Origin of the sequence: Actinoplanes sp. NPDC051861, from assembly GCF_040681145.1 — a bacterium.
GTDB lineage: Bacteria > Actinomycetota > Actinomycetes > Mycobacteriales > Micromonosporaceae > Actinoplanes.
Window position 1 is genome coordinate 38,320 of sequence record NZ_JBFAYE010000034.1, and the last position, 23,008, is coordinate 61,327.

15 protein-coding genes are annotated in these 23,008 nt (G+C 69.9%); 8 read left to right on the top strand and 7 right to left on the bottom strand.

Annotation, left to right across the window (positions count from 1 at the left end; translation table 11 throughout):
- Window positions 1-39: 39 nt before the first annotated feature.
- From AB0M02_RS45075 to AB0M02_RS45085, 3 genes are read left to right on the top strand one after another with little or no spacing between them, the layout of a single operon-like run.
- A complete protein-coding gene (locus AB0M02_RS45075) occupies window positions 40-4,140 on the top strand; it encodes an ATP-binding protein (RefSeq protein ID WP_364238676.1) in 4,101 nt (1,366 codons plus the stop codon).
- Window positions 4,130-4,588 (top strand): hypothetical protein, encoded by a 459-nt coding sequence (locus AB0M02_RS45080; protein WP_364238677.1) that lies wholly within the window; start codon window positions 4,130-4,132, stop codon window positions 4,586-4,588. The genes AB0M02_RS45075 and AB0M02_RS45080 overlap by 11 nt, the downstream gene beginning before the upstream one ends.
- Window positions 4,585-5,031, top strand: coding sequence for a hypothetical protein (locus AB0M02_RS45085; protein WP_364238678.1), 447 nt, complete (start codon window positions 4,585-4,587; stop codon window positions 5,029-5,031). The genes AB0M02_RS45080 and AB0M02_RS45085 overlap by 4 nt, the downstream gene beginning before the upstream one ends.
- Window positions 5,032-5,082: 51 nt before the next feature.
- On the opposite strand, the gene AB0M02_RS45090 is transcribed toward AB0M02_RS45085, so the two are convergent.
- Complete coding sequence (locus tag AB0M02_RS45090) at window positions 5,083-5,697, bottom strand: FMN reductase (protein WP_364238679.1); 615 nt, start codon at window positions 5,695-5,697, stop codon at window positions 5,083-5,085.
- Window positions 5,694-6,788: an LLM class flavin-dependent oxidoreductase gene (locus AB0M02_RS45095; RefSeq protein WP_364238680.1), complete on the bottom strand. Its 1,095-nt coding sequence runs from the start codon at window positions 6,786-6,788 to the stop codon at window positions 5,694-5,696. The genes AB0M02_RS45090 and AB0M02_RS45095 overlap by 4 nt, the downstream gene beginning before the upstream one ends.
- Window positions 6,789-7,033: 245 nt before the next feature.
- Here AB0M02_RS45095 and AB0M02_RS45100 point away from each other — a divergent pair, with 245 nt between their 5' ends.
- Window positions 7,034-8,533 carry an Nramp family divalent metal transporter gene (locus tag AB0M02_RS45100; protein ID WP_364238681.1) on the top strand — a complete coding sequence of 500 codons (1,500 nt, stop codon included), beginning with the start codon at window positions 7,034-7,036 and terminating at the stop codon, window positions 8,531-8,533.
- Here AB0M02_RS45100 and AB0M02_RS45105 read toward each other — a convergent pair.
- Window positions 8,523-9,542, bottom strand: a complete 1,020-nt coding sequence (locus AB0M02_RS45105; protein ID WP_364238682.1) for an alpha/beta hydrolase-fold protein — start codon at window positions 9,540-9,542, stop codon at window positions 8,523-8,525. The two genes, AB0M02_RS45100 and AB0M02_RS45105, sit on opposite strands and share 11 nt — an antisense overlap.
- A gap of 26 nt (window positions 9,543-9,568) precedes the next feature.
- On the opposite strand from AB0M02_RS45105, the gene AB0M02_RS45110 reads away from it, so the two are divergent.
- Window positions 9,569-10,735, top strand: a complete 1,167-nt coding sequence (locus tag AB0M02_RS45110) for an acyltransferase (protein ID WP_364238683.1) — start codon at window positions 9,569-9,571, stop codon at window positions 10,733-10,735.
- Here AB0M02_RS45110 and AB0M02_RS45115 read toward each other — a convergent pair.
- The 4 genes from AB0M02_RS45115 to pgi form a co-directional block, all read right to left on the bottom strand.
- The gene (locus AB0M02_RS45115; RefSeq protein WP_364238684.1) at window positions 10,708-11,349 is read right to left on the bottom strand and encodes a hypothetical protein; all 642 of its coding nucleotides are present in this window, start codon (window positions 11,347-11,349) and stop codon (window positions 10,708-10,710) included. The genes AB0M02_RS45110 and AB0M02_RS45115 overlap by 28 nt on opposite strands.
- A 762-nt stretch (window positions 11,350-12,111) precedes the next feature.
- Complete coding sequence (locus tag AB0M02_RS45120) at window positions 12,112-13,428, bottom strand: glycosyl hydrolase family 18 protein (RefSeq protein ID WP_364238685.1); 1,317 nt, start codon at window positions 13,426-13,428, stop codon at window positions 12,112-12,114.
- Between the two features lie 31 nt (window positions 13,429-13,459).
- Window positions 13,460-14,503, bottom strand: a complete 1,044-nt coding sequence (locus tag AB0M02_RS45125; RefSeq protein ID WP_364238686.1) for a winged helix DNA-binding domain-containing protein — start codon at window positions 14,501-14,503, stop codon at window positions 13,460-13,462.
- 47 nt (window positions 14,504-14,550) lie between these two features.
- On the bottom strand, window positions 14,551-16,182 hold the full coding sequence (gene pgi / locus AB0M02_RS45130; RefSeq protein ID WP_364238687.1) for a glucose-6-phosphate isomerase: 1,632 nt from the start codon (window positions 16,180-16,182) through the stop codon (window positions 14,551-14,553).
- A gap of 80 nt (window positions 16,183-16,262) precedes the next feature.
- Here pgi and AB0M02_RS45135 point away from each other — a divergent pair, with 80 nt between their 5' ends.
- Genes AB0M02_RS45135 through AB0M02_RS45145 form a run of 3 tightly spaced genes read left to right on the top strand, consistent with a single transcriptional unit; the run spans window position 16,263 to window position 22,971 of the window.
- Complete coding sequence (locus AB0M02_RS45135) at window positions 16,263-17,612, top strand: SWIM zinc finger family protein (protein ID WP_364238688.1); 1,350 nt, start codon at window positions 16,263-16,265, stop codon at window positions 17,610-17,612.
- Window positions 17,609-20,260, top strand: coding sequence for a DUF6493 family protein (locus AB0M02_RS45140; protein ID WP_364238689.1), 2,652 nt, complete (start codon window positions 17,609-17,611; stop codon window positions 20,258-20,260). Before AB0M02_RS45135 ends, AB0M02_RS45140 begins: the two co-directional genes overlap by 4 nt.
- Window positions 20,257-22,971, top strand: a complete 2,715-nt coding sequence (locus AB0M02_RS45145) for a DUF6493 family protein (protein ID WP_364238690.1) — start codon at window positions 20,257-20,259, stop codon at window positions 22,969-22,971. Before AB0M02_RS45140 ends, AB0M02_RS45145 begins: the two co-directional genes overlap by 4 nt.
- The last annotated feature ends 37 nt before the right edge of the window (window positions 22,972-23,008 follow it).

Below are 23,008 nucleotides of genomic sequence, written 5' to 3' on the forward strand. Positions count from 1 at the left end.
CCACGTCGATACCAGCCGTGTGCCGACTAATCTGGGCGGATGGACCCCGAAGGGCCCCGGGCGGGCGCGAGCGTCAGCGCAGTGGCTGCCAGTGGGGTGACGATCGGCCACTATGTCCAGAATGTTTCCGTGTCGACAGGACATCCCTGGCAGTTGCGCTCCGGTTACCTGGAGCAGGTGCGACAAATCGCACCGGTCCAGCTGGCCGGCAGAGACTCGGAACTCGCCGAGCTCGTGGCTTTCTGCGGCGGTGACGAGCAGTATCTGACGCTGCATGGCGAGCCATGGGCGGGGAAGACAGCGCTGTTGGCGACGTTCGTGTTGAATCCCCCGCTGGACGTCGATGTGGTCAGCTTTTTCGTGACCGCCCGGTTTGCCGCTCAATCAGACAGCGCGGCGTTCATCGATGCCATGCTGGATCAACTGTCCGCACTCGTCGGCGAGCCCGTTCCCGCGACGTTGACCCCCAGTACTCGAACGGCTCTGTACCTTGCCCTGCTCAGGCAAGCCGGGGAGCTGGCGGAAGCACGGGGTCGCCGGTTGGTCCTCGTTGTGGACGGCCTGGACGAGGATCGTGGAACGGACGGCCACGCCCTTCCCAGCGTCGCGTCCCAGCTGCCCATCCACCCGGCCGCAAACCTGCGAATCCTGACGTCCAGCCGGATGGGCCGACCGCTGCCGGCCGACGTATCCGTCGACCACCCACTGCGCCGGTGCAGGGTGCAGCTGATCAATCCGTCCGCGAATGCCGCGGACACGATGCTGGCGGCAAGAACGGAGCTCGCGGAGATCCTCCATGGCGGTTCCGAAGCCAGGGATCTGATCGGCCTCCTGGCAGCGGCAGGTGGAGCGCTCTCGACGAAGGACTTCGCGGCGTTGCTCGATCTTCCGCCCTGGCAGCTGGAGTCGACGTTCAGCGGGACGTTGGGACGGGCCCTGAGCTCGCACAGCGACCTCTACCTTTTTGCGCATGAGGCATTGCGAGAATCCGTGGTGCAAGGGCTGGGCCCGACGACCGTCGCCTCCTATCTGGCGCGCATCCATGCCTACGCGGACGACTACCGAACCAGGTCCTGGCCGGCGGACACACCGGAGTATCTGCTGCGAGGCTATCCACGGCTCCTGCAAACAATCTCGGACACGGAGAGGCTGCTCGCCCTGGCAACCGACGCCGCACGTCATAGCCGGCTGCTGGACGTGACGGGTGGCGACAACGCGGCCTTCGCCGAGATCGCATCGGCCTACGACGCCCTTCTCCGATCAGCCGAGCCGGATCTGGCCCAGGCGGCCCGACTGGCGTTGCATCGCGAACGGCTCGCGTCAAGAAACGCACATATGCCGGCGAATCTGCCGGCGGTCTGGGCGCGGACGGGGCAGCCCATCCGTGGGGAGTCCTTAGCGCTCGGCATCCGCCATCCGGAACGACGCGACGAGGCGCTGTCCGCGTTGATTCCGGTGCTCGCAGCGAGAGGCGACACCGACCGGGCATTGGGTTCGGCGCTTTCGATGGCTGATCCCGGCAACAGGCATCGGGCCCTGACACGGCTGGCGAAGATGGCCGGCCGTCACGGTGACTTCGACACCGCTCGTGTGGTCATCGACCATATCGACGACGTTCCGAGGCGGGATCGCGCTCTCGTCGAGCTCGCGATGACCGCCGCCGGGGAGGACCCGGACGCGGACGAAGCCGTGGCTCTGATCGACGGCGTCACGGACGACGAAGTCAAGGCGGAAGGTTTCGCCACCTTGGCCATCCACGTCGCCGGAGTGGACTTCACCGCAGCTCAGATCCTCTTCGAACGGGCCGAGAGCGCCGCCGCGGCGGTTGCTGACACGGAGGCTCGCGCTGCCCTGCGACAGCGGTTGACCGATCGAAGCAGGATCCTGAACCTCCGCGCGTTGCTGGTCTCCGGCAGCCCTGCGCCCAAGCTGGACACTGATTTCTTCGGCTTCGCGAGCGAGCGAGCTCTCGCCGCCGCCGTCCTGGAAGTCCTTCAGGGCACTCCTGCGGCGCGCAGGGATGCGGCGCGCGCACTGCACCTCGAAATTCCGGAACTGTCGCAACACTTGAATCCGGTGGAACGCGATCGCCTGTTCTCCGCTTTCGGGCGCACCGCTGCAGACGTCGGATTGTGGGCGCATGCGCGAGATGCGACCCGGCAGGTGGGCAATCCGACCAGCCGGGTCGAGTTGTGTGCCTACCTGATCGCTGGTGGAGACCCCGACGACGGCACCCGCACGTCTGCTCTCGACGCGGCCCACGACATCATGGATTCGTATCGACGTGCCTCAGCATTGGCCGGGCTGGCCCGTACTCTGTCGCGGGCCGAGCAGCCGGCGCGCGCTGTCGAGGCCCTTGACCTCGCCGAGGAGACCGCCCTCGACATCACCAACGTCAACCGGCGTGCCGCGGCGATCTCGCAGGTGGCGGCCGTTGCCGCCGAGACCGGCGATGCCGAGCGCACCGAACGGCTCGTCGGGCTTCTCACGGACAGCCGCTACCTCGTCGCATGTCTCACCGACATCGTCGCCCGGTCAGCGGACGCGGGTCTGGCCGCGCGTTCGGCCCGCGAGGCGGAATCCATGATCCGCACCATGGCGGAGGCGGCAGAGCGGGCAGCCGCCCTCGCGGACCTCGCCGAAGCTCTGGTCACCGCCGGTGACGCCGACAGCGGCGGTGAGATGGCCGCTACCGCTGAGTCGGTGGCCCGTGGTGTCACCGATGCGGCCCAGCGGGCAGAAGAGCTGATCGCTCTGTCACGCACGGCGCGGGCCGCTGAGGATGACCGATTGGCCGGCCACCTCAAAGATCTCGCCGTGACCGCCGCGGCAAAGGTCGTGGATCCGTACCGGCAACTGCTGTTGCTGGCTGACGCGGGCGTTCTCGATCGGGCAGACCACGTGGAGCGACTGCTCGGTGAGATCTCTGAGGAGGCCCTCCCACAGGCTCTCACCGTGTTCGTCCGCGCGTTCGCGGCAATCGGAGATGACGAGCGTGCGGCCCGGCACAGTGACCGCATCAGCGACCCCTACCACCGTTGTCTGGCGCTCAGCTCACTGGGTCGTCTCGACGAGGCCACTGAGGTGGCCCTTTCCCTTTCCGAAGCCGGTTTGCGGGTGCATGCGCTCGCCGAGGTCGCGAGCCGCCTGCTGTCCCTGGGCAACAACGCGGAGGCGGATCGCCTGATCCGCATCGCAAACGAGGCCCTGGCACGAATAACCGACGCGTACGAACGAGACGCCGCGACAGCGGCATTGGCGGCCCCGACCGCCGTTCTGCATGGCGAACGCTGGTCGGCTCGATACGCTGACCTCGCCGTGCGCGACGCTCGGGGGATCGTTGATCCGTACCAGCAAGCCGACGTGCTGGCTTCGCTCGCCCTGAGCATCGATCGATTCGGTGATCATGATCGAGCCGCCGCGGTCGCGCGCGCGATCACCGATGCGGACGGCTCAGCGTCGGCATTGACCCGGCTCGCGATGAGGGCAACTCATGGCCGGGCTGTCCGCCTCCTTGCCGAAGCGCTCTCCGTGGGCGGATGGACCGTTGTCCTGCCATCGGTCGCTGTCCTGGACAAGCAGGTGGGACTGGATGCCGTGCGCGATTACCTCGGCTCCGACTACCGCATTCCCACGGTGATCGAAACGCCCGCCGGTCCCATCGCGCGGTATTCGGTCGGTGAGCGCGATTTCGTCCTCGTGGACCAGACCAGCGACGACGTGACCGTCAGCTGGACCGGATCGTGCGACGCCCCGTCGTTCCTGGAGTCCGTGCGGCGTCTGGCCGTAGACGCGTCGGACGCACCGATGATCGCGGCCGTGGCCGGGACCCGGCTCACCGGTCCCGCCGAGATCGTGCTGGCGCGGGTGGGCGAGTTGGACACCGAGGTGATCGCTGGGGAGTGCGACTTCATCCGGGTGGACCTGCCGAGTTTGACCATTGCCTTCCACAGCCTGGGCGGTGCGGACGGCTCTGGGGATGCCCCGACCGTTATCGTCAGCGCCGTTCTGGCGGACCCGTCGAGTCCCCATTTCGGATGGCTGAGCGGGCGCACTTCGAACGCTGCCGTGGCGTCGCTGGTCGCGAGGGTCAAGCCGGTGTTTGCTGATGGTGAGGAGGTGCTGGCAGTTGGCCGATAACCCGCAGCGACCGAAGTCGCGCCGCAAATGCCATGCCCGAGCGGTCAACGTCCCCGGTTGGCTGGAAGTCACCACGTACGTGACCTGCATGGGAGGACGCTGCGTGGTGGACGGCTCCGGCGAGGAGCACAGGGTAATCGTCAAGAGCGACTCTCCGCTCCCGTACTTCGTCACTGTTCGTGGCATCTGCACCACTGATGGCGTTGCCTACGACGAGCCGTCCGGACCGGCAAAGGAGTGGACCCCGAATCCGGTGCACCTCGCCGGCCGCCACCGGGGCCCTGCCGTGGCCGAGGAGATAGGTCAGGACTTGGTCGTTGTCGAGGCGCGGGAGAACGAGACACTTGAGGTGGCGGTGTCCTGGGACTGCGTCACCTTCGACGGCACCGGACTGCTCACCGATCCGCTGATCCTGCAGATCGACACCCGCGCCGCCGGCGGCTCATGAAGACGGCCTTCCCGTTTCTCGCGGCTATCGCGATGCTGCTCGCGAACCCCTTGCTGATCAAGCGAGCCAAGTTCCAGGTCGGTTCCTGGATCGCGCGGGCCGGTAGCGGTTCGGCCGTGCCTGACCGCAGCGTTCCGGACTATCTCGCGCCACAGCAGGTGCTGGTCTATGTGGAGTACGCCGCGGACATCGCCCAGATCGTGCCCAGCATCGCCTTGATCGGGGTCGGGGTGATCGCCGGCATGCCTTCCGACACCTCGCCCTCGACCGCGGCTGCGATCACCTTGGCCGTAGTACTGGCGCTGGTCCTGGTGGACACGATGCTGCTCGCCGTGTCCCCGCAGCAGTACCTGCGCCGGAAGGTACTCGGACTGTCCGCGGTTCCTTTCGTGGGTGTCGTCGCGAATCTGATTGCGATGGCGACGATGTTGTCGATCAGCTGACGAGAGGCGGCCCGGTCGGGGGACCGGGCCGCTGTGCTCGTCGCGTACCCCTCAAAGGTTTTTCATCAGGTCTTCGAAGCTTGTGGTGAGGGCGAAGGGGTCGGTCACCGTGGCCGGCTCCCGGTGCTCGATCTCGCGGGCCAGTTCGGCGGCGGCGCGGTCGATGCGGGCTCGCAGGGGGCCCTCGACGGAGTTGGCGCCCCAGTCGTCGCTTGCGGCGAAGACGGCTGTGGGGATGACGGTGGCCCGCAGGTAGGCGAAGAGCGGGCGCAGGGCGTGTTCCAGGACCAGCGAGTGGCGGGCGGTGCCGGCTGTGGCGGCCAGCAGGACCGGTTTGTCGGCCAGGGTGTCCTTCTCCAGGACGTCGAAGAAGGACTTGTAGAGGCCGCTGTAGCTGGCGGTGAAGACCGGGGTGACGGTGATCAGCGCGTCGGCGGCGGCGACCGAGTCCTGGGCCTGCTTGAGGGCGGGCTTGGCGAAACCGGTCAGCATGTGGTCGGTGATGTCGTGGGCCAGGTCGCGCAGCTCGATGACCTGGACGTCGAGGGTCACGCCCAGCTGGGCGGCGGCGCGGACCGCCGCCGCGGACAGCTGGTCCGCGAGCAGGCGGGTCGACGACGGCTGGCTCAGTCCCGCGCTGACGACGACGAGATGGCGCTGCTTCATGCCTGGACCTCTTCCTTGGTGTTGAGGCGAGCCAGCAGGGAGGCGTGGGTGGGCGCGTCCGGGACGTGGGCCGGCTTGAGGGCGGCGAACTCCTTGCGCAGCACCGGTACGACCTCCTCGCCGAGCAGGTCGAGCTGTTCGAGGACGGTCTTCAGCGGCAGGCCGGCGTGGTCCAGCAGGAACAGCTGGCGCTGGTAGTCGCCGACGTAGTCGCGGAAGCCGAGCGTACGGTCGATGACCTGCTGCGGGCTGCCGACGGTCAGCGGCGTCTCCCGGGTGAAGTCCTCCAGCGACGGGCCGTGGCCGTAGACGGGGGCGTTGTCGAAGTACGGCCGGAACTCCTTGACCGCGTCCTGCGAGCGCGGCCGCATGAACACCTGGCCGCCGAGACCGACGATCGCCTGGTCCGCCGAGCCGTGGCCGTAGTGCTCGAAGCGCTGCCGGTAGAGACCGACCATGCGCTGGGTGTGCGAGGCCGGCCAGAAGATGTGGTTGGCGAAGAAGCCGTCACCGTAGTACGCGGCCTGCTCGGCGATCTCCGGGCTGCGGATCGAGCCGTGCCAGACGAACGGCGGGACGTCGTCGAGCGGGCGCGGGGTGGAGGTGAAGGACTGCAGGGGCGTACGGAACTTGCCCTGCCAGTCGACCACGTGCTCGCGCCACAGCTTGTGCAGCAGCGAGTAGTTCTCGACGGCGAGCGGGATGCCGGCCCGGATGTCCTTGCCGAACCAGGGGTAGACCGGCCCGGTGTTGCCCCGGCCCAGCATCAGGTCGACACGGCCGCCCGCCAGGTGCTGCAGCATCGCGAAGTCCTCGGCGATCTTCACCGGGTCGTTGGTGGTGATCAGCGTGGTGGCGGTGCTGAGCTGCAGGGTCGTGGTCTGCGCGGCGATGTACGCCAGTGTCGTGGTCGGCGAGGACGAGAAGAACGGCTCGTTGTGGTGCTCGCCGAGCGCGAACACGTCGAGGCCCGCCTGCTCCGCGTGCTTCGCGATCGTGACGATGTTCTTGATCCGCTCCGCCTCGGTCGGGGTCCGGCCGGTGGTGGGGTCGGTCGTGATGTCGCTGACGCTGAAGATTCCGAACTGCATGACCCGCTCCTGGTGCTCTCCGGCCGGGGCTCTGGGCGTCCCGATCTGCCCTGCACAACTTCCTTGACGGGGAAACTATTTCAGATTCAAAGAACTTGTGCTGCGGCGGGGGTCACAGTGCGGGCGAGATCGACCGACTTCGATCAGAGTTTGCGGATCACGCACCTCTTCGGGCTGGGTATTGCCTCTCGCCAAGGGGAGGCAGAGATTGATGGGCCCGGGGTTCTCATCGAGGAGGCGCCGCCATGGATCAGGAGACCGGAGCCCGCACCTATCCCCTCGGCCGCAGCCGGCCCGACCTGGCGGTGGACGATCTGCCCGAGCCGGAGCAGGTGTTCCGGGTTGAGAAGATCGGCAAGCGCCAGCTCTTCATGTACGTGGTCGGCCCGAGCCTGATCGCGCTGGGCATCTCGATCGGCAGCGGCGAGTGGCTGCTCGGCCCGCAGGCGGTGGGCCAGTTCGGGTTCGTGGGCGTGGGCTGGGTCATCCTGGTCTCCGCCGTGCTGCAGACGTTCTACAACGTGGAGTGCTCGCGGTACGTGCTCGCCACCGGTGAGACGCCGGTGGTCGGGTGGGGCCGGGTGCCGCCGGGTTACCTGCTGTGGGTGCCGCTTTCGGTGTTCGTGGTGATCTTCGCCTTCATCGCCGGCGGGTGGGCGGCCTCGGCCGGGCAGGGGCTCTACGCGCTGGTGCACGGCGAGGTGGCGCCGGCGGGTGCGGAGGAGCCGCGCCTGTGGGCGATGGCCCTGCTCGTGCTGGTGTTCCTGATGACGGCGTTCGCCAAACGGATCAGCCGGACCCTCGAGCTGGCGAACTGGGTGATGGTCGGCACGATCCTGATCGGCCTGGTGCTGATCGACCTGTTCGTGGTGCCGTTCGAGCTGTGGTGGGAGGGCATCCGCGGGTTCTTCACACCGGCCGCACCGCCCGCCGGGATCACCGCCACCCAGCTGGGTGGGCTGGCCGGGTTCACCGCCCTGGCGTCCGGGCTGAACTGGTACGTGATGGGCCACTACCGGGACAAGGGCTACGGGATGGGATACCGGACCGGGTTCATCTCGGGGATGCGCGGCGACCAGCAGAAGATGCTCGACGTGGGCGTGACGTTCCCGGACGACGCGGCGAACACCGGCCGGTGGAAGCGGTGGTACCGCTACCTGCTGATCGACATGTGGGGCGTGTTCTTCCTCGGCGCGATGGTCGGGATGCTGCTGCCGACGATCCTGATGGCGCACGCGGTGGAGGTGTCCGGGCAGCGGCCGACGACGGCCCAGATCCCGACGTTCGTGGCGTCGGTGCTGGGCGACCAGTACGGCCAGGGACTCTTCTACCTCACCCTGGTCATCGGCGTGCTGATCCTGTTCAGCACGCAGCTGGGGATCTTCGAGGCGATGGTACGGGTGACCACCGACGCGGCCCACGCCACGAGCCCCCGCCTGCGGAGGCTGATCGAGGGTGACCCGCGCCGGTTCTACTTCCCGTTCATGCTGACCCTGCTGGTGATCATCTCGATCATCCTGCACCTGGCCCTGCCGGTGAACCTCGTGCAGTGGTCGGCGAACATGTCCAACCTCGGCGCGCTGATCTATCCGTTCATGCTGATGTACCTCAACAGCAAGCTGCCCAAGCCGGCCCGGCCCCGGCCCTGGCACTACGTGCTGCTGGCCGCGAACGTGCTGTTCTTCGGCTTCTTCTTCCTCAACTTCATCGCCGACTTCTTCGGGGATCCGCTGGTCACCTTCTGAGCCGTTCGCTGAGCCAGGCGACCGCCTGCGGGTAGCGGTAGTCGATTCCCATGTGCCCACCCGGGAAGAGCTCGAAGGCGATCCTCTCGTCCGGCACGCCGACGCGCCGCAGGCCCGCCCGGAAGGCTTCGGCGCCCAGGTCGAGGAACCACTCGTCGCGGGTGCCGCCGTCGATCCAGACGGCGCGCAGCGACCGGAGCTCGTCGGCGTACCGGTCGATCATGCGGATCGGGTCCCAGGCCAGCCAGCGGTCCCACAGCTCGGGTATCAGCTGGCCGGACCGCGGGTCGAACGGGAGGCGGGGTGTGCCGTCGGGATCGGCGGAGAAGGCGGCGGCGCACCCCAGGACCAGGGTGAGGGTGACATCCTCCTCCTTGGTGAACGCGACGCGGGACTGGAAGTCCTTCCAGAACACCTGGATGTCATGGTCGTAGTCGCGCAGGGCACGGGTCGCCTTGGCGAACTCGCCGAGGTAGCAGTACTCGTAGAGGGCGTCGCCGGCGTGCGTGGCCAGAGCGCCGAACAGGTCCGGCCGCAGCATCGGGGTGATCATCGCGCCGAAGCCACCGGACGACTTTCCCGTGAGGGCGCGCGACTCACGGTCGGCGATGGTGCGATAGTGCGCGTCGACCCAGGGCACAACCTCATCGCAAAGGTACGAGTGATACGCCCCGATTCCGGGCGAGTCGACGAACTGCGAGCCGCCGTAGGCGGTCCACGCGTCCACGTACACAAGAATGCATTTGGGTTTGGTGGTGAACACGCGGTCGGCGGTCTCGATGAAGGGCTGCCGGAAGGGTTGGCGGTTGCCCCACATGGTCACCTGGCCGGAGTAACCCTGGATGACGTAGATGCTCGGATAGCGTGCGTCGCCCTGCTCGTATCCCGGCGGCGTGTACACCCAGAGCGGGCGCACGTGCGGGTCCCCGAGCGGGTTGTCCCGCAGCAGCGCCGAGTCGATGCTCTCGTGGTGCAGCGCCCCGGCGAGTTCACTGGTCCAGATCGACATGCCGACGAGTCAACTATCTTTTCCCGATGGCCGCATCCAGACTCGCCTGGCTCGACGGGCTCCGCGCCGTCGCCGTGCTGCTGGTCGTCTATGCGCATCTGACCCGGTACGTCTTCACCGACCTGCGCGCCGTGACCGGCGAGTGGCTGCACGCGGGCACCGCCGGGGTGATGCTGTTCTTCCTGGTCAGCGGCTACATCATCCCGGCGTCGCTGGAGCGGCGGGGCGATCTGCGGGCGTTCTGGCTGAGCCGGGCCCGCCGGTTGTTCCCGCTGTACCTGGCGGTGATCGCGGTGCTCGTGCCGTTCGCCGTGACGGCGGGGAAAGCCGGTACCGCCGGGCTGGCCGCGCACGCCACCATGCTGCCGTTCCTGCTCGGGACGCCGCTGCTGACGCCGGTGCTCTGGACGCTCAGCTTCGAGATGGCGTTCTACCTGCTGGTCGCGGGCGCGTTCGCGGTGCGGCTGCATCGCCTCGACGGCCTGTTCGCGATCGGGCTCGCCGGCCTGGCCGTGCTCACCGCTCCCCTGGCCTTCCGCGGCGCCGTCTCGGTGCCGGTCGCGATCGCCGTGCTCGTCGCCGGGCTGACGGCGGTCTTCTCCGGGCCGCGCTGGGCGATGACCGGCGGCAGTGTGCTGCTCGCCGGGCTGGCGCTGACCCTGCTGCTGGTCAACCAGGACCCGTCGCACGCCTGGGACGGTCTGCTGATCATCGCGGTGATGTTCACCGGCACGGTGATCCATCGGGCGGACCGGGGCCAGATCGGCTGGTGGCAGGTCGCCGTGGTGGCATCGGTCGTGTCCGTCGCGCTGCTGGTCAACTGGTTCGCCGAGCTGCGGTCGCTCGACGCTCTCACACCCCGCTACGTCACCCGGTCGGTGCTCACCCTGCTGGCTTTCGGTGGGACGTTCGCCGCCGGCATGGTCACAAGGCGATGGGGTACGCCGAAATGGCTCGCGAAAATCGGCGTGCTCAGCTACTCGATCTATCTGGTCCACTACGTGCTGATCCAGTTCCTGCGCCCGGTGCTGCGCTCGTCGATCCCGGACGTGCTCCTGGCCACCGGCTATCTGCTGGCCCTCGCGGGTATCTCCTGGGCGACGTACCGCTGGATCGAGGTGCCCGGCCAGCGGTGGGGTGTGCCGCCCACCCGCGAACCAGCGTCTCAGGTGACCATGCCGTCGCCCAGATAGACCTGTGGGGCAGCGGCGGTGTAGCAGCCACCCACGCTGATCACCCGGACCTCGATCGCGGCGAACCGGCTGATGTCCAGGTCGATCGGGACGGTCTGCCCGGCGCCGACCACGTAGCCCTGCCAGACCTTGCCGTCGGCGTACAGGGCGACGGTGGCGGAGGCGGCCGGCTCGGCGGGTTCGGCGATGCCGAGTTCGCCGACCAGTCGCTGATACTTCGTGCCGGGGTGGAAGCGGACGGGTGCGGGAACGTATCCGGAACAGGCCGTCATCAGGGTGGAGTGCGGGTAGCGGCTGCCGGCGAGGGTGACGTCGCGGGGTTCACGCTGGGAGCCCCGCTGCCCGGCCGAGTTGCCGGGCAGGTCGTAGAGGTAGGTGCCGGCCGATGTTTCTCGAGGTTGCTGAGGTCCGGGCACGGCGGTCGGGTCGCTGCCGGCGCCCGGTGCGATGCTCTCCGGCCTCGGAGCCGCGGAGGACTCCGCCGGGCGCGGACTGAGCCACGCCGCGACGGCCACGAGCAGGGAGAGCGCCCCGGCGACACTGCCGACACCGGCCCATTGCGGCCGGGACAGCCAACCCGCCCGCGCGGACGGTGGCGAAGAGGGGTCGGTCATCGGCGCTCTCCCGGGCTCGTGCGAGGTGACGGCCGAGTCTGACATTTCCGCCGTTACCCGGACGGGTGCCCAAATCCGCGGGGCGAGCCGCAGCCAGTGCTTCCTCGGCCGTTCGCCCCGCGGATCCTGCCCGAACGACGTCCCCGCCACGGGTCCCGGGACCGGCTCGGCACCACCCACGATCATTAGACTGGCCACATGCCGGACACCGCGACCGGACCGGCTCGCCTGGAGTCGTGGCTGACACCTGAGCTGGTAATCGCGGACCTCGGCGACGAGGTGGACCGGCTCAATGACCGGCCGGACTCCTCCCGCAGGTGCTGGGAAGCGCTGATCGCCTACGCCGCCGAGCCGACCCGCGTCAACCTTGAGGTCGTCCGCGAGCGGTACCACGCGGTGCCGGAGCACCGGCGGATCTACGTGCTCGGTGACATGGACCAGAACGACGTGCCGGTGCGGACCCTGCTCGCCGAGCCGGGCGAGACGATCCCGGCCCGGCATCCGGACCGCGTGTTCACCGTGACGCGCGAGTCGCAGGAGCGGGCGCTGGAGTACTTCCGCCGCAGCGAGCGCGGTGTCGCCGAATCACGGGCGCGGAAGGCGGTGGTCCGTCAACCGCTGTGCCATGGCCGGATGGCGGTCGAACTTGTCCCGGAGGAGCGCGACTGCTGGAACTGGTGCGTTCGGAGCTCGCGGAACGTTGAGCACGCCTTTGAACGGCGCCACCGGCCCGGGGACGGTCGGGCCGGTGGCTGGGATACCTCAGCGGCCCTGCAGAGCCTTCACGTTGTCGCCGAAGGTCCAGTTGCGGGAGCCGTCCCAGTTGATCGACCAGGTCATCAGGCCCTTGATGCCGGGGACGCTGTTGTACGCCTGGCTGACCAGCGACGGCGACATGTAGCCGCCACCCGCGCCGGACTGCGCCGGCAGGCCGGGGACCTGCTTGTCGTACGGGATCCGGATCGTCGTGCCCTGGATCGTCAGCCCGTTCGCCAGGCACTGGGTCTGCACGGTGAAGCCCTGGACGGTGCCGGCGCCGTAGGAGTCGCCGGAGCAGCCGTACATGCTGCCGTTGTAGTACTGCATGTTGAGCCACCAGAGGCGGCCGTTGTCCAGGTACTTCTTGATGATCGGCAGGTAGGAGCCCCAGATCGAGCCGTAGGTGACGCTGCCGCCGGTCACGTACGCGGTCTCCGGCGCCATCGTGAGACCGAAGTTCGACGGCATGGCCGCCAGCACCCCGTCGATGATCCGGATCAGGTTCGCCTGCGAGGTGGAGAGCGTGTTGATGTTGCCGCTGCCGGTCAGGCCGGTCTCGATGTCGATGTCGATGCCGTCGAAGTTGTACGCCTTCAGGATCGGCACGATGGTGGTCACGAACCGGTCGGCGACCGCGCTGGAGCTCAGGTCGATGCCGGCCGTCGCGCCGCCGATCGACATCAGGATCGTCGCGCCCTGCGCCTTGGCCGCGCAGATCTCGGCGGCGGTCGGCACCTTCACGCCGGCGTCCATGCCGTTCTCCCAGAGGACGGTGCCGTCGGAGCGGATCACCGGGAATGCGGCCATCAGCACGTTGTAACCGTGCTGGGTGATCCGGCTGTCGTTGATCGGGATCCAGCCCATGCCGGGGTGTACGCCGTTGGAGGCGCCGTCCCAGTTCTCCCAGTAGCCCTGGAGCACCTTGCCGGCCGGGCGGCCGCGGACGGCGCACGCGGGCTGGCTGGTGGACGGTGACGGGGAGACCGAGGGAGACGTCGACGGGGAGGGCGAGTTCGACCGGGAAGGCGACACCGACGGCGACGGCGAGGAGCCCCCGCTGCACGCGCCCAGGTCCTTCCACAGCGTCGGCGTGGCGGCCGGGTTCCAGCCGGTGCCGGCCCAGGCGGTGTGCGTCACGAGTGCCTGGTAGAGGTGTGCCTGGTAGGTGACCTGTTGCCCGGCGGTATAGGTGACACCCTCGGCCCAGTTCACCGAGGAGCAGGCCACGGCCGCGGCCCCGGTCGGTGAGAACGCCATCACGGAACCGGTCGCCACCACCACCCCGGCGACCACCGCCATCAACCCACGTCGAATTCTCATGGGCACATAGTGGCGTTCACAACAGTAAATATCAAGGGTTCTTAACTATTAACGGAAGGCCGAGGTAGGCGGCGTAGTTCTCCAGGGCCGGGCGGGCGTCGGCGAGGTCGAAATCGGCCAGCGGCAGGACGGTGACGGTGACCGCCTTCTTGCCGATCGCGCGCTTCCAGGTGGCCATGACGCGGCCGTCGCGGACCAGGGTGGACTGGAAGACGCCGTTGCCGCCGGGGACGATCTTCGCGAGCTGCTCGGGGGTGGCCATCATGGAGCGGTCCTTGTAGCCGAGCAGGTATTCGTCGAAGCCGGGCAGCGCCCACCAGCCGGTGACCGGGCCGGCGTCGAGGACCTGTTCGTCGGCGACCATCGCGACACCGTCGACGTCGATCGTGGTCAGGCCGTCCGCGGCGGCGACACCGGCACGGGCGTCGGTGAGGTTGAGACTGGTCCAGCCGGCGAAGTCCTTCACGGTGGCGGGACCGTGCGAGCGGAAGAACCGTTTGGCGAAGATGGCCAGACCCTCGTCACGCGACCGGGCGTTCCGGGACGGGACCCAGTCGTCCAGGAGAACGAACGTCTGCTCCTTGCCGGCGTTGGGGGCGATTGCCGTCAACGAGCGCTGACTCGCGTACCAGAGAAGGTGGTAACCCCTCTGCCCGGTGACGTCGACGCCGCCCTCGCTGAGCGCGACCATGCACTCGGATCGCGTCAATCTGCCGCTCGCCGCCAGCGCGGCAGCCAGGATCTCCATCGACTGGCCGGCGGTCTTCTCGTCGAGGCCGAGGTACTCCCAGCGTTTGGCGACGCCGCCGAGCTGGCGGACGCCGGTGAGTTCGAGCATCCAGTGCGCGTCGGCCGACGGGATGAGGTGGACGGTGCCGCGCATCGGCCAGGTGCGGACGACCTCGCGGTTCTCGGTCGCCTCGATGATGTCCGTCAGGTTGCGGCCGGGCAGGCGGGCGCCGAGGGACCAGAGGACGCTGTTGAGATCTTGGGCCTGCATGGCGCCGAACCACTCGACTATGTCCAGGACGGTGCCTTTTTGCCGGCGTGGAGATCCCAGTAGCAGGCTGGTCATGCGAAGGCTCAGTGCCGTAGACGTGTCCACGGCACTGAGCCTATGCACTACGACCGGCCGCGGGCTGCCCGGTAACGCTTGATCAGGACGTTGGTGGAGGAGTCCGCGTCATCAGCGGGCGCCGACGAAGCGGTCAGCTTCGGCGCGAGCTGGTTGGCCATCACCTTGCCGAGCTCCACACCCCACTGGTCGAACGAGTTGATCTCCCAGATCACGCCCTGGGTGAACGTGATGTGCTCGTAGAGCGCCACCAGCTGCCCGAACGTCGCCGGGGTCAGCCGCTCGGCGAGGATCGTGGTGGTCGGGTGGTTGCCCTGCATGACCCGGTGCGGTGCGATCCTCGGGTCGGTGCCCTCGGCCTCGACCTGCTCCAGGGTCCGGCCGAACGCGAGCGCGCCGGTCTGCGCCAGGAAGTTCGACATGAACAGGTCGTGCATCTCGCCGATGTCGTGGTTCGGCACGCTGAAGCCGATGAAGTCCGCCGGGATCAGCTTGGTGCCCTGGTGGATCAGCTGGTAGAAGGCGTGCTGGCCGTTCGTGCCGGGCTCACCCCAGAAGACCTCGCCGGTCTGGAAGGTGACGGGTTCACCGTCGAGGCGCACGGACTTGCCGTTGCTCTCCATCGTGAGTTGCTGGAGATAGGCCGCGAAACGGTGCAAATACTGAGCGTACGGGAGGACGGCGTGCGACTGGGCGCCCAGGAACGTGTCGTACCAGACGTTGAGCAGGCCGAGCAGGGCCGGGACGTTGCGCTCGACCGGGGTGGTTCGGAAGTGGTCGTCGACGGCTTTGTATCCGCTGAGCATCTCGGCGAAGTTGTCCTTGCCGATCGCGATCATCACGCTGAGCCCGACAGCGCTCGGGAGGGAGTAGCGGCCGCCGACCCAGTCCCAGAAGCCGAACATATTGTCCGTGTTGATCCCGAAATCTGCGACTTTTTCGGCATTTGTGCTGACGGCGACGAAGTGTTTCGCTACCGCTTTGTCCTCTTTGAGGGATTTGAGGAGCCAGGTGCGGGCTTCCTTCGCGTTCGTCAGCGTCTCCTGGGTGGTGAAGGTCTTGGAGACGATGATGAAGAGGGTGGTTGCCGGGTCGAGATCCTGGGTCTTCTCGTACAAATCGGTCGGATCGATGTTTGATACGAAACGGCACTCGATGTCGCGCTGGGAGAAGTCCTTCAGCGCCTCGTACGCCATCACCGGGCCCAGGTCCGAGCCGCCGATGCCGATGTTGACGACCGTCTTGATGCGCTGACCGGTGTGACCGGTCCACTCGCCCGAACGCACCTTCTCCGCGAAAGCACCCATCCGGTCGAGGACCCCGTGCACGTCGGCCACGACGTCCTGGCCGTCGACGACCAGCGACGCGTCACGCGGCAGGCGCAGCGCGGTGTGCAGCACGGCCCGGTCCTCGGTGATGTTGATGTGCTCGCCGGAGAACATCGCGGTGATCTTCTCGCCCAGTCTCGCCCGCTCGGCGAGGGCGTACAGGGCGCTCAGCACCTCGTCGGTGACCAGGTTCTTGCTGTAGTCGACATAGAGGCCGGCGACCTCGGCGGCGTACCGCTCGCCGCGCTGGGGGTCGCTGCCGAACAGGTCACGCAGGTGCACCGCCGAGAACTTCTCCGCGAGTCCCTGGAGGTTCTGCCATTCCGTGCTGTCGGAAACGTGTTCGCTCATCTCTCCCACTCCGGACCGCTTTTCGCCCATCGTGGCACGGACCGCCACCGGTCCGCCGGGAAGTGTGACCCTTCGACAAAATGTCGTACCCGGTGCTTAAGTTCTGCGGCATGGTTTCCGCGGCGTATTCGTACCTCGGCTCGTCGGCCCTCGACGACGGCCTCACCCTGCAGACCTCCGGCGGCCCGGCGGCGCACCCCCGCTTCTACACCGGGTTCCTCACCGATCCCGGCGCCGCGGCGACCGGGCTGCTCGCCGTGGCGGAGGTCGCCCGCACCCGATATTTCCGGCCGGTCAGCCCGGCCAGCCTCGATCCTGTCGTCACCGCCGGGTCGGATCGGCTCCGTTTCGAGTCCTTCTCCGGCTGCTGCGGCGTCTACGCGCGGATGGATGTGCTGCCGGCCGGACTCGACGGTGAGATCGTCGCGCACGGCACCACCAACGTGGACGTCAACGTGCCGCTGCAGCGGGCGCTGACGCGGGTCGGGCGCACCGATCCGATGCACGTCGCGGTCGGGCCCGACGATCTCACCGTCACCACGTTCGACGGGCCGCTGGTCGAGCGCAAGGTGCCGCTCCCCTCCCGCTGGCTGCGCGGTTTCGCCGAGGCGCAGGTGCTCACCGCCCGTTTCGACCCGCGAGCGGAGATCGGTGTCGCCGAGGCGCGGGTCCTGCTCAACCGGCTGCCCGCCAGCGACAAATCCGTGCTCTGGGCGGTCCCGGCCGGGCGCTCGCTCCGATTCACCTCCCGGCCTGCGCCGGGCGCGGTCTGCCTGCCGGGCGCCGGGCGCCTCGCCGCGTTGAAACCCTTCCTACGGTACGCGTTGACGCTGCGCGTCTACGGCCCCGCCGTCGCCGCCGGCAGCGGGCCGGTCTCCAGCACCTGGGAGCTGAGCATGCCGTCGCTGCGGCTGTCGCTGACCCTCTCCCCCGAGCCTTACCGAGGGTTCTCCGGTGAGGGTGCCGTGCTGGAGTCGCTCGCCTCCGACGAGGCCGCCGACGACGCCGACCTCGTCAGCGCGCTGCTCTCCTGGGACCCGACGATCGACGTGGACGCTCTCGCCACCGCGGCCGGCATCGACGCCCGGCGGGTGCGTGACGCGCTCACCCAGCTCGGCACGTCCGGCCGGGTCGGCTACGACGTGGCCGAGGCGGGCTACTTCCACCGCACCCTGCCGTATTCGGCGGCCGTCGTGGACAGGATGAACCCCCGCCTGGCCGCCGCACGCACGCTGGCCGCCGCCGGAGCCGTGACCGCGAGCCCGGACGTGTCGACCGTCCGCAGCGGTGACGAGGTCTACCAGGTGCGCAACGCCTCGTCGTGCACCTGCCCGTGGTGGGCCAAGCACCGCGGGGAACGCGGGCCGTGCAAGCACGCGCTGGCCGTGCAGATGGTCCTGGCCGGCGCGCTCGAGGCGGCGGACGCGTGACGCTGTCGTGGGAGGTGCTGCTGCGCCGCGCGAGCAACGGCGACCACGCCGGCGTGACGTCGCTGCTGCTCAAGGCCGATGAGGCGGAACGCCTGGCGTTCGCGGCCGAGGTGGCGGCCGGCATCAAGGGCCTCGACCGGGACGCGTGGTGGCAGCCGCCGTCCCACCCCGCAGGCGGTCTCCTGCTGGCCGTCCTCGCCACGGCGCCGTCCGCCTCGGCGGCCGCCGGCCTGCTGACCAGGCGGGACATGCGGCCCGGCTGGCGCTCCGCCCCGCTTTCGAGGGTCTCCGAGATCGCGGCCGCGCGGGAGCTGACCTGGCTCGGCGACCTGGGCGTCCGGCTGGCTCAGAAACTGCCCACCCGGGACACCTGGGCCACCGGCGACTGGCAGTTCACGGCGGCGCTGCTGGCCGCCGGCGGCACCGAACCGCCGGTCACCGAGGGGTACGTGCGCGGCTGGCTGCTGCACCTGCTGCGGCCGGCCTGGGGCGAGAACATGCCGTCCGTGCCGCTGGCCGACCGGCTGCGCGACGACCCGCATCTGGAGGTGCTGCTTCCGGGGATCTTCGAGTTCGACGGGCTCGGCGCCGACATCGGCGGCACCGCGTGGAACGAGGAGACCCAGAGCTACGACACCACACCGCGGCTGCCCGGCGCGATCGCCGCGCTCGTCGCCGAGGGCCACACCGACCGCGCGACCGTCCTGACCGCCACGATCGACCGCCTCGTCCGGGGCGACAAGCCGCACGCGCTGCGCCCGTTCGCGGTCCTGCACGACGCGCTCGCGCCCACGGCCGGCGAGATGGCTCCTTTCGCACCCGGCTACTCGCGATTGCTGGGCGAGGCGCCCGGAGCGGTCGCCACGCTCGGGCAGAAGGCGCTGCGGGCGGTCGACGACGCCGGCCGCCTCGAGCTGGAGACGCTGCTCGACGCCAGTTCGGCGGCGCTGCTGCGCAAGGAGAAGACCCTGGTCAAGGCCCAGCTCACCTGGCTGGAGAGAGTGGCCCGGCGGGAGCCGGCACGAGCCGGGGACGTTTACGAGGCGATCGCCGTCGCGTTCGGGCATCCCGCGCTGGACATCCAGGAGCGCGCTCTCGCGATCGTCGAGAAGGCACAGCCCTCGACGATCGCCCGGCTCGCTCCGGCCGCCACCGCGCTGGGCGGCGATCTCCCGGCCCGCGCCGCCGCGCTGTTCGGGTCCGCAGCGGCCACTCCCGGCCCCGCTACCCCCGCGCCGCCCGCGCCGGTCCCCGTCGCACCGATGCCGGCGCCGATCACGGACGCGGCCGAGCTCGCCGAGGAGATCGTCCTGCTGGTCCACGGCGGCACGGCGGTCGGGTGGGAACGCGTTCTCGCCGCGCTCGTCGCGCTGACCGCCGCCGGGGAACCGCCGGCCGACGCCCTGACGCCGGTCCTCGACCGTCACCCGGGATCCTTCGAGGAACACTCCTGGAACGAGGGATCTCCCCTGCTCGGCCTGGGCACCGCGATCCGCCCGGTGTCGCCCACCCTCGAACGGATGACCGCCGCCGTGGCCAAGGCCCGCGACGAGGGCCGCCGGGACTTCCCACTGTCCACCCTGCCCACCGGCGTGCTCGGGCTGCGAGCCGCGGAGATCGCCGCCAACGTGGCGGCCGGCTCGGTCCCGATGCTGGTCGCGACGCCGACCCACGTGAACGGCAACCTCGACGCCGCCGAGCTGGCCGCCCGGCTGGGACGAGCGGAAGCCGAGGGCTGGCAGCCGTGGCACTTCGACCTGGAGCAGGCACTGCTGCGGGTGCCGCGCGGCGCGGACCCGGCGGTCGCGGCCGGGCTCACCTCGCCGGCCGGCAGGCGGTTCGCGGACTGGCTGGCCGGCGGCGGTCTGCCCGATCCGGTCAGCACCGCGGTCACGCAGACCGGCGAGAAGAACGACCGGGGCGAGTACACGTGGGACCTCCCGCTCGGGCGCCGGATCGCGGCGTCCCTGCGCCCGGCCCGCGAGGACGGCCTGCGCCTGACGCGGCAGCTGCTCACCCACGAGCCGGAGGAGTTCGCGGCCTGGATGCCGGACGACTTCTCCGGCTCCGAGGACGTCCTGACCATGGTGCTCCCCCACCATCGCGAGGTCGCGGCCGCCTGGGCGCTGCCGGAGATCGCCACCCTCGCCGACCAGGACCAGAAGGGCGCCGGCGTCCTGCTGCCCCTGCTCGCCGACTGCTCCGGACCGGTCGGCCCCGCAATGGCGTACGCGATGGCCTACGCCTTCGGCGCCAAACAGGAGTCCGACCGCTCCGCCGCCGTCGACGCCTTCCTCACCCTCGCGGCCGGCACCGAACCGTTCGCCGGCGCCGTCGGCGCGGCGTTCGCGGACCTTTGTTCCGATACCACGGTGAAGCTGGGGCGGGCGGTTCCCGCCCTCACCGACGCTCACCGGGCCGGCGCCTCGGCCGCGGTGTGGGAGTTGCTCACCGCCGCGTTGCCGCCGCTGCTGACCACCCGGGTCCGGGCCGTGCCCGACCTGCTGCAACTGGCCACCCAGGTGGCCGTCGCCCTGGGCACGACGGAGGTGATCCCCGGCCTGGCCGAGGTCGCCGCCCGCCACGGTTCCGCCCGGCTGGTCCTGGAGGCCCGCCGGCTGCTCACCACCACCGGAGGCCCGGCATGACCACGCTGTCGTGGGAGACGTTCGCCAAGCTCGCCGCCCGCAACGACCTCGACGGCATCATCGGCGTCCTGATGTCGGCGACCGAACCCGAACGGCTGGCCGCCGCCAAGCAGGTGGAGGCCGGCATCAAGGCCGCCGACGCGGACCTGTGGTGGCGCGCCGACATCAGTCCCACGCCCGGCTGGGCCCTCGCCGTCGTCGGGTGCATGCCGACCGCTGCCAAGGCCGCCACCCTGCTCGCCCGCCGCAACATGCAGACGTGGAACCGGATGGACCCGGAGAAGGTGCTGGTCCTCGCGCGGGTCCGCCGCCTCACCTGGCTCGGCGACCTCGGGATCCGGCTGGCCGAGCGGCTCCCGGCCCGCGACGTCTTCTTCGAACAGTGGAACTTCGCGGCGACGCTGATCCGCGCCGGTGCCGCGGAGCCGCCGGTCACCGAGGGGTTCGTGCGGGGCTGGCTCACCGATCGGCTGCGCAGCCACTGGCAGGCCAAACCGCTTGCCCCGCTGCACCAGCGCCTCCGCGAGGACCCGTTCCTGGACCGCCTGCTGCCCGCCGTCTTCGAGATCGACGGGCTCGGCGCGGACGCCGCCGTCGGCCACCTGAGCCCGCAGACCGGCAAGTGGGACAACACGCCCCGCTTCCCGATCGTGATCGCGGACCTGGTCGCGGAGGGGCGGCTCGACCGGGCGACGATTCTCGACGCCACCGTGGACCGGCTCGTGCGCGGCGACCGGACCAACGCGCTGCGGCCGTTCGCCCTGATGCACGACGCGCTCGCGCCCACTCTCGACGAGATGGCCCGGCACGTGCCCGCTTACGGCCGGCTGCTGCCCCACGCGCCCTCCGCTGTCGCCGGGCTCGCCCAGAAGGCGCTGCGCGCGGTCGACGACGCCGGCCGCCTCGACCTCCAGACGCTGCTCGAGGTCAGCGCCGCGACCCTGCTGCGGACCGAGAAGACCCTGGTCAAGACACAGCTCACCTGGCTTGAACGAGTGCTCCGCCGCGAACCGTCACGGGCCGGCGAGATCGTGGAGACCGTCGCCGTCGCGTTCGGCCATCCCGCGCTCGACATCCAGGAACGCGCGCTCACCCTGATCGGCAAGCACACCGGCGGCCTCGACGCCGGCACCACGGCCCGGCTGGCCGGCGCGGCCGGCGCCCTCGCCGGTGACCTGCCGGGCCGCGCCGCAACCCTGTTCGGCGGCACCGCCGAGACTGTCACGCTCCCCGGCCTGCCACCGCCGCCCCCGGTGGCCGAGTTCCCGCCCCCGATCGCCGACACCGCCGAACTCGTCGAGGAGATCGTGGTGCTGATGACCGAGGAGACCGCGGTGCGCTGGGAGCGGGTCCTCGCCGCCCTGGTCACGCTGCGGCCGGGGCCCGAGGTGGAGCCGCTGCTGCAGCGCTTCGAGCACCAGTTCTCCGAGACCCTGTGGGTGCCGCAGCAGCGGACCGCATTCCTCGGCGAGGCGATCCGCGCGCTGAACGGCCTTGGCGCCCAGGGCGGCCTGTGGAGCCGGATGGTGAAGGCACTGGGCATCGCCTGGGAGACCGGGCGGCGCGGCGGGCCGGACTCGGCGCTGAAATCCTCACCCGAGGGCGTCCTGGCGGCCAGGATCTCCGAGGTGGCCGTCCAGCTGGGCCGCTCGCCGGTGCCGCTGCTGCTGGCCACGCCGACACACGTCAACGGCAGCCTCGACGCCTCGGTGCTGGCGGCGCGACTCGCCCGCGCCGAGGCCGAGGGCTGGGAGCCGTGGCCGCTGGACTTCGAACAGGCGCTGCTGCGAGTCCCCCGCGACGCGGACCCGTCGGTGGCGGCCGGGCTCACCTCCCCGGCCGGCAAGCAGTTCGCGGCGTGGCTGATCGCCGGCGGCCTGCCCGACCCGTTGAGCACCCGCCTCGAACAACGCGTCGGCGCGAAGTCCATCTACCCCTCGTTGTCACAGCCGGTGGTGCCGTCGCGGGTGCTCGCCACCCTGCATCCGGTCGGCACGGGCGGCCTGCGCCTGGCCGAGCAGCTGGTCACGCTGCAGCGCCAGCCGACGCCCCGGTTCCTCTCGACCGAGTTCTTCGCCGAGACCGACATCCTCACGATGGTGCTCCCCCACCACCGCGAGGTGAGCGCCGCCTGGGTCCTGGTACGCCTGGCCTCCCTCGCCGACCAGGACTGGCGCACCGGCGGCGAGCTTCTACCCCTGCTCGCCGACTGCGACGGCCCCCTCGGCCCCGCGATGACGCTGGCGCTGTCCTATGTGCTGGCCGCCCGCCACGAGTCCGACCGCGTCGCCGCCGTCGACGCCTTCCTGACCCTGGCCGCCCGCCACGAGTCCGACCGCGTCGCCGCCGTCGACGCCTTCCTGACCCCGGCCGCCCGCGGATCCGGGTTCTTCGCGGGTGTCGGCACTGAGCTGGGCCGCCTGTGTGGTGCGGACAGCGCCATCAAGCTGACCCGGGTGGTGCCGGCGCTGGCCGACGCTCACCGGGCGGGCGCCTCCGTCGCGGTCTGGGAGGTTCTCGCCGCGGCGTTGCCGCTGTTGCTGCCGAAGGGACCGCGAGGCCTGCCCGACCTGCTCGAGCTGTCCACTCAGGTGGCCCGCGCGGCCGGCGCCCACACCGAGATCCCGGAGCTGGCCTCGATCGCGGCCCGGGGCGGCAGCTCCCGCCTGGTGAAGGAGGCGAAACGCCTGCAGACAGTCCTCGCGAGCTGACAGGTCCGCGCGATGTCGTCCCGGCGCGCGGGCTGAG

What these genes read in the sequence shown, in the direction of transcription:
- AB0M02_RS45095 (WP_364238680.1), bottom strand. Translation starts at nt 6,788, where the DNA reads ATGCAGTTCGGAATCTTCAGCGTCAGCGACATCACGACCGACCCCACC.
- AB0M02_RS45145 (WP_364238690.1), top strand. Translation starts at nt 20,257, where the DNA reads ATGACCACGCTGTCGTGGGAGACGTTCGCCAAGCTCGCCGCCCGCAAC.
- AB0M02_RS45110 (WP_364238683.1), top strand. Translation starts at nt 9,569, where the DNA reads ATGGCCGCATCCAGACTCGCCTGGCTCGACGGGCTCCGCGCCGTCGCC.
- AB0M02_RS45125 (WP_364238686.1), bottom strand. Translation starts at nt 14,503, where the DNA reads ATGACCAGCCTGCTACTGGGATCTCCACGCCGGCAAAAAGGCACCGTC.
- pgi (WP_364238687.1), bottom strand. Translation starts at nt 16,182, where the DNA reads ATGAGCGAACACGTTTCCGACAGCACGGAATGGCAGAACCTCCAGGGA.
- AB0M02_RS45085 (WP_364238678.1), top strand. Translation starts at nt 4,585, where the DNA reads ATGAAGACGGCCTTCCCGTTTCTCGCGGCTATCGCGATGCTGCTCGCG.
- AB0M02_RS45100 (WP_364238681.1), top strand. Translation starts at nt 7,034, where the DNA reads ATGGATCAGGAGACCGGAGCCCGCACCTATCCCCTCGGCCGCAGCCGG.
- AB0M02_RS45090 (WP_364238679.1), bottom strand. Translation starts at nt 5,697, where the DNA reads ATGAAGCAGCGCCATCTCGTCGTCGTCAGCGCGGGACTGAGCCAGCCG.
- AB0M02_RS45105 (WP_364238682.1), bottom strand. Translation starts at nt 9,542, where the DNA reads ATGTCGATCTGGACCAGTGAACTCGCCGGGGCGCTGCACCACGAGAGC.
- AB0M02_RS45075 (WP_364238676.1), top strand. Translation starts at nt 40, where the DNA reads ATGGACCCCGAAGGGCCCCGGGCGGGCGCGAGCGTCAGCGCAGTGGCT.
- AB0M02_RS45115 (WP_364238684.1), bottom strand. Translation starts at nt 11,349, where the DNA reads ATGACCGACCCCTCTTCGCCACCGTCCGCGCGGGCGGGTTGGCTGTCC.
- AB0M02_RS45120 (WP_364238685.1), bottom strand. Translation starts at nt 13,428, where the DNA reads ATGAGAATTCGACGTGGGTTGATGGCGGTGGTCGCCGGGGTGGTGGTG.
- AB0M02_RS45135 (WP_364238688.1), top strand. Translation starts at nt 16,263, where the DNA reads ATGTCGTACCCGGTGCTTAAGTTCTGCGGCATGGTTTCCGCGGCGTAT.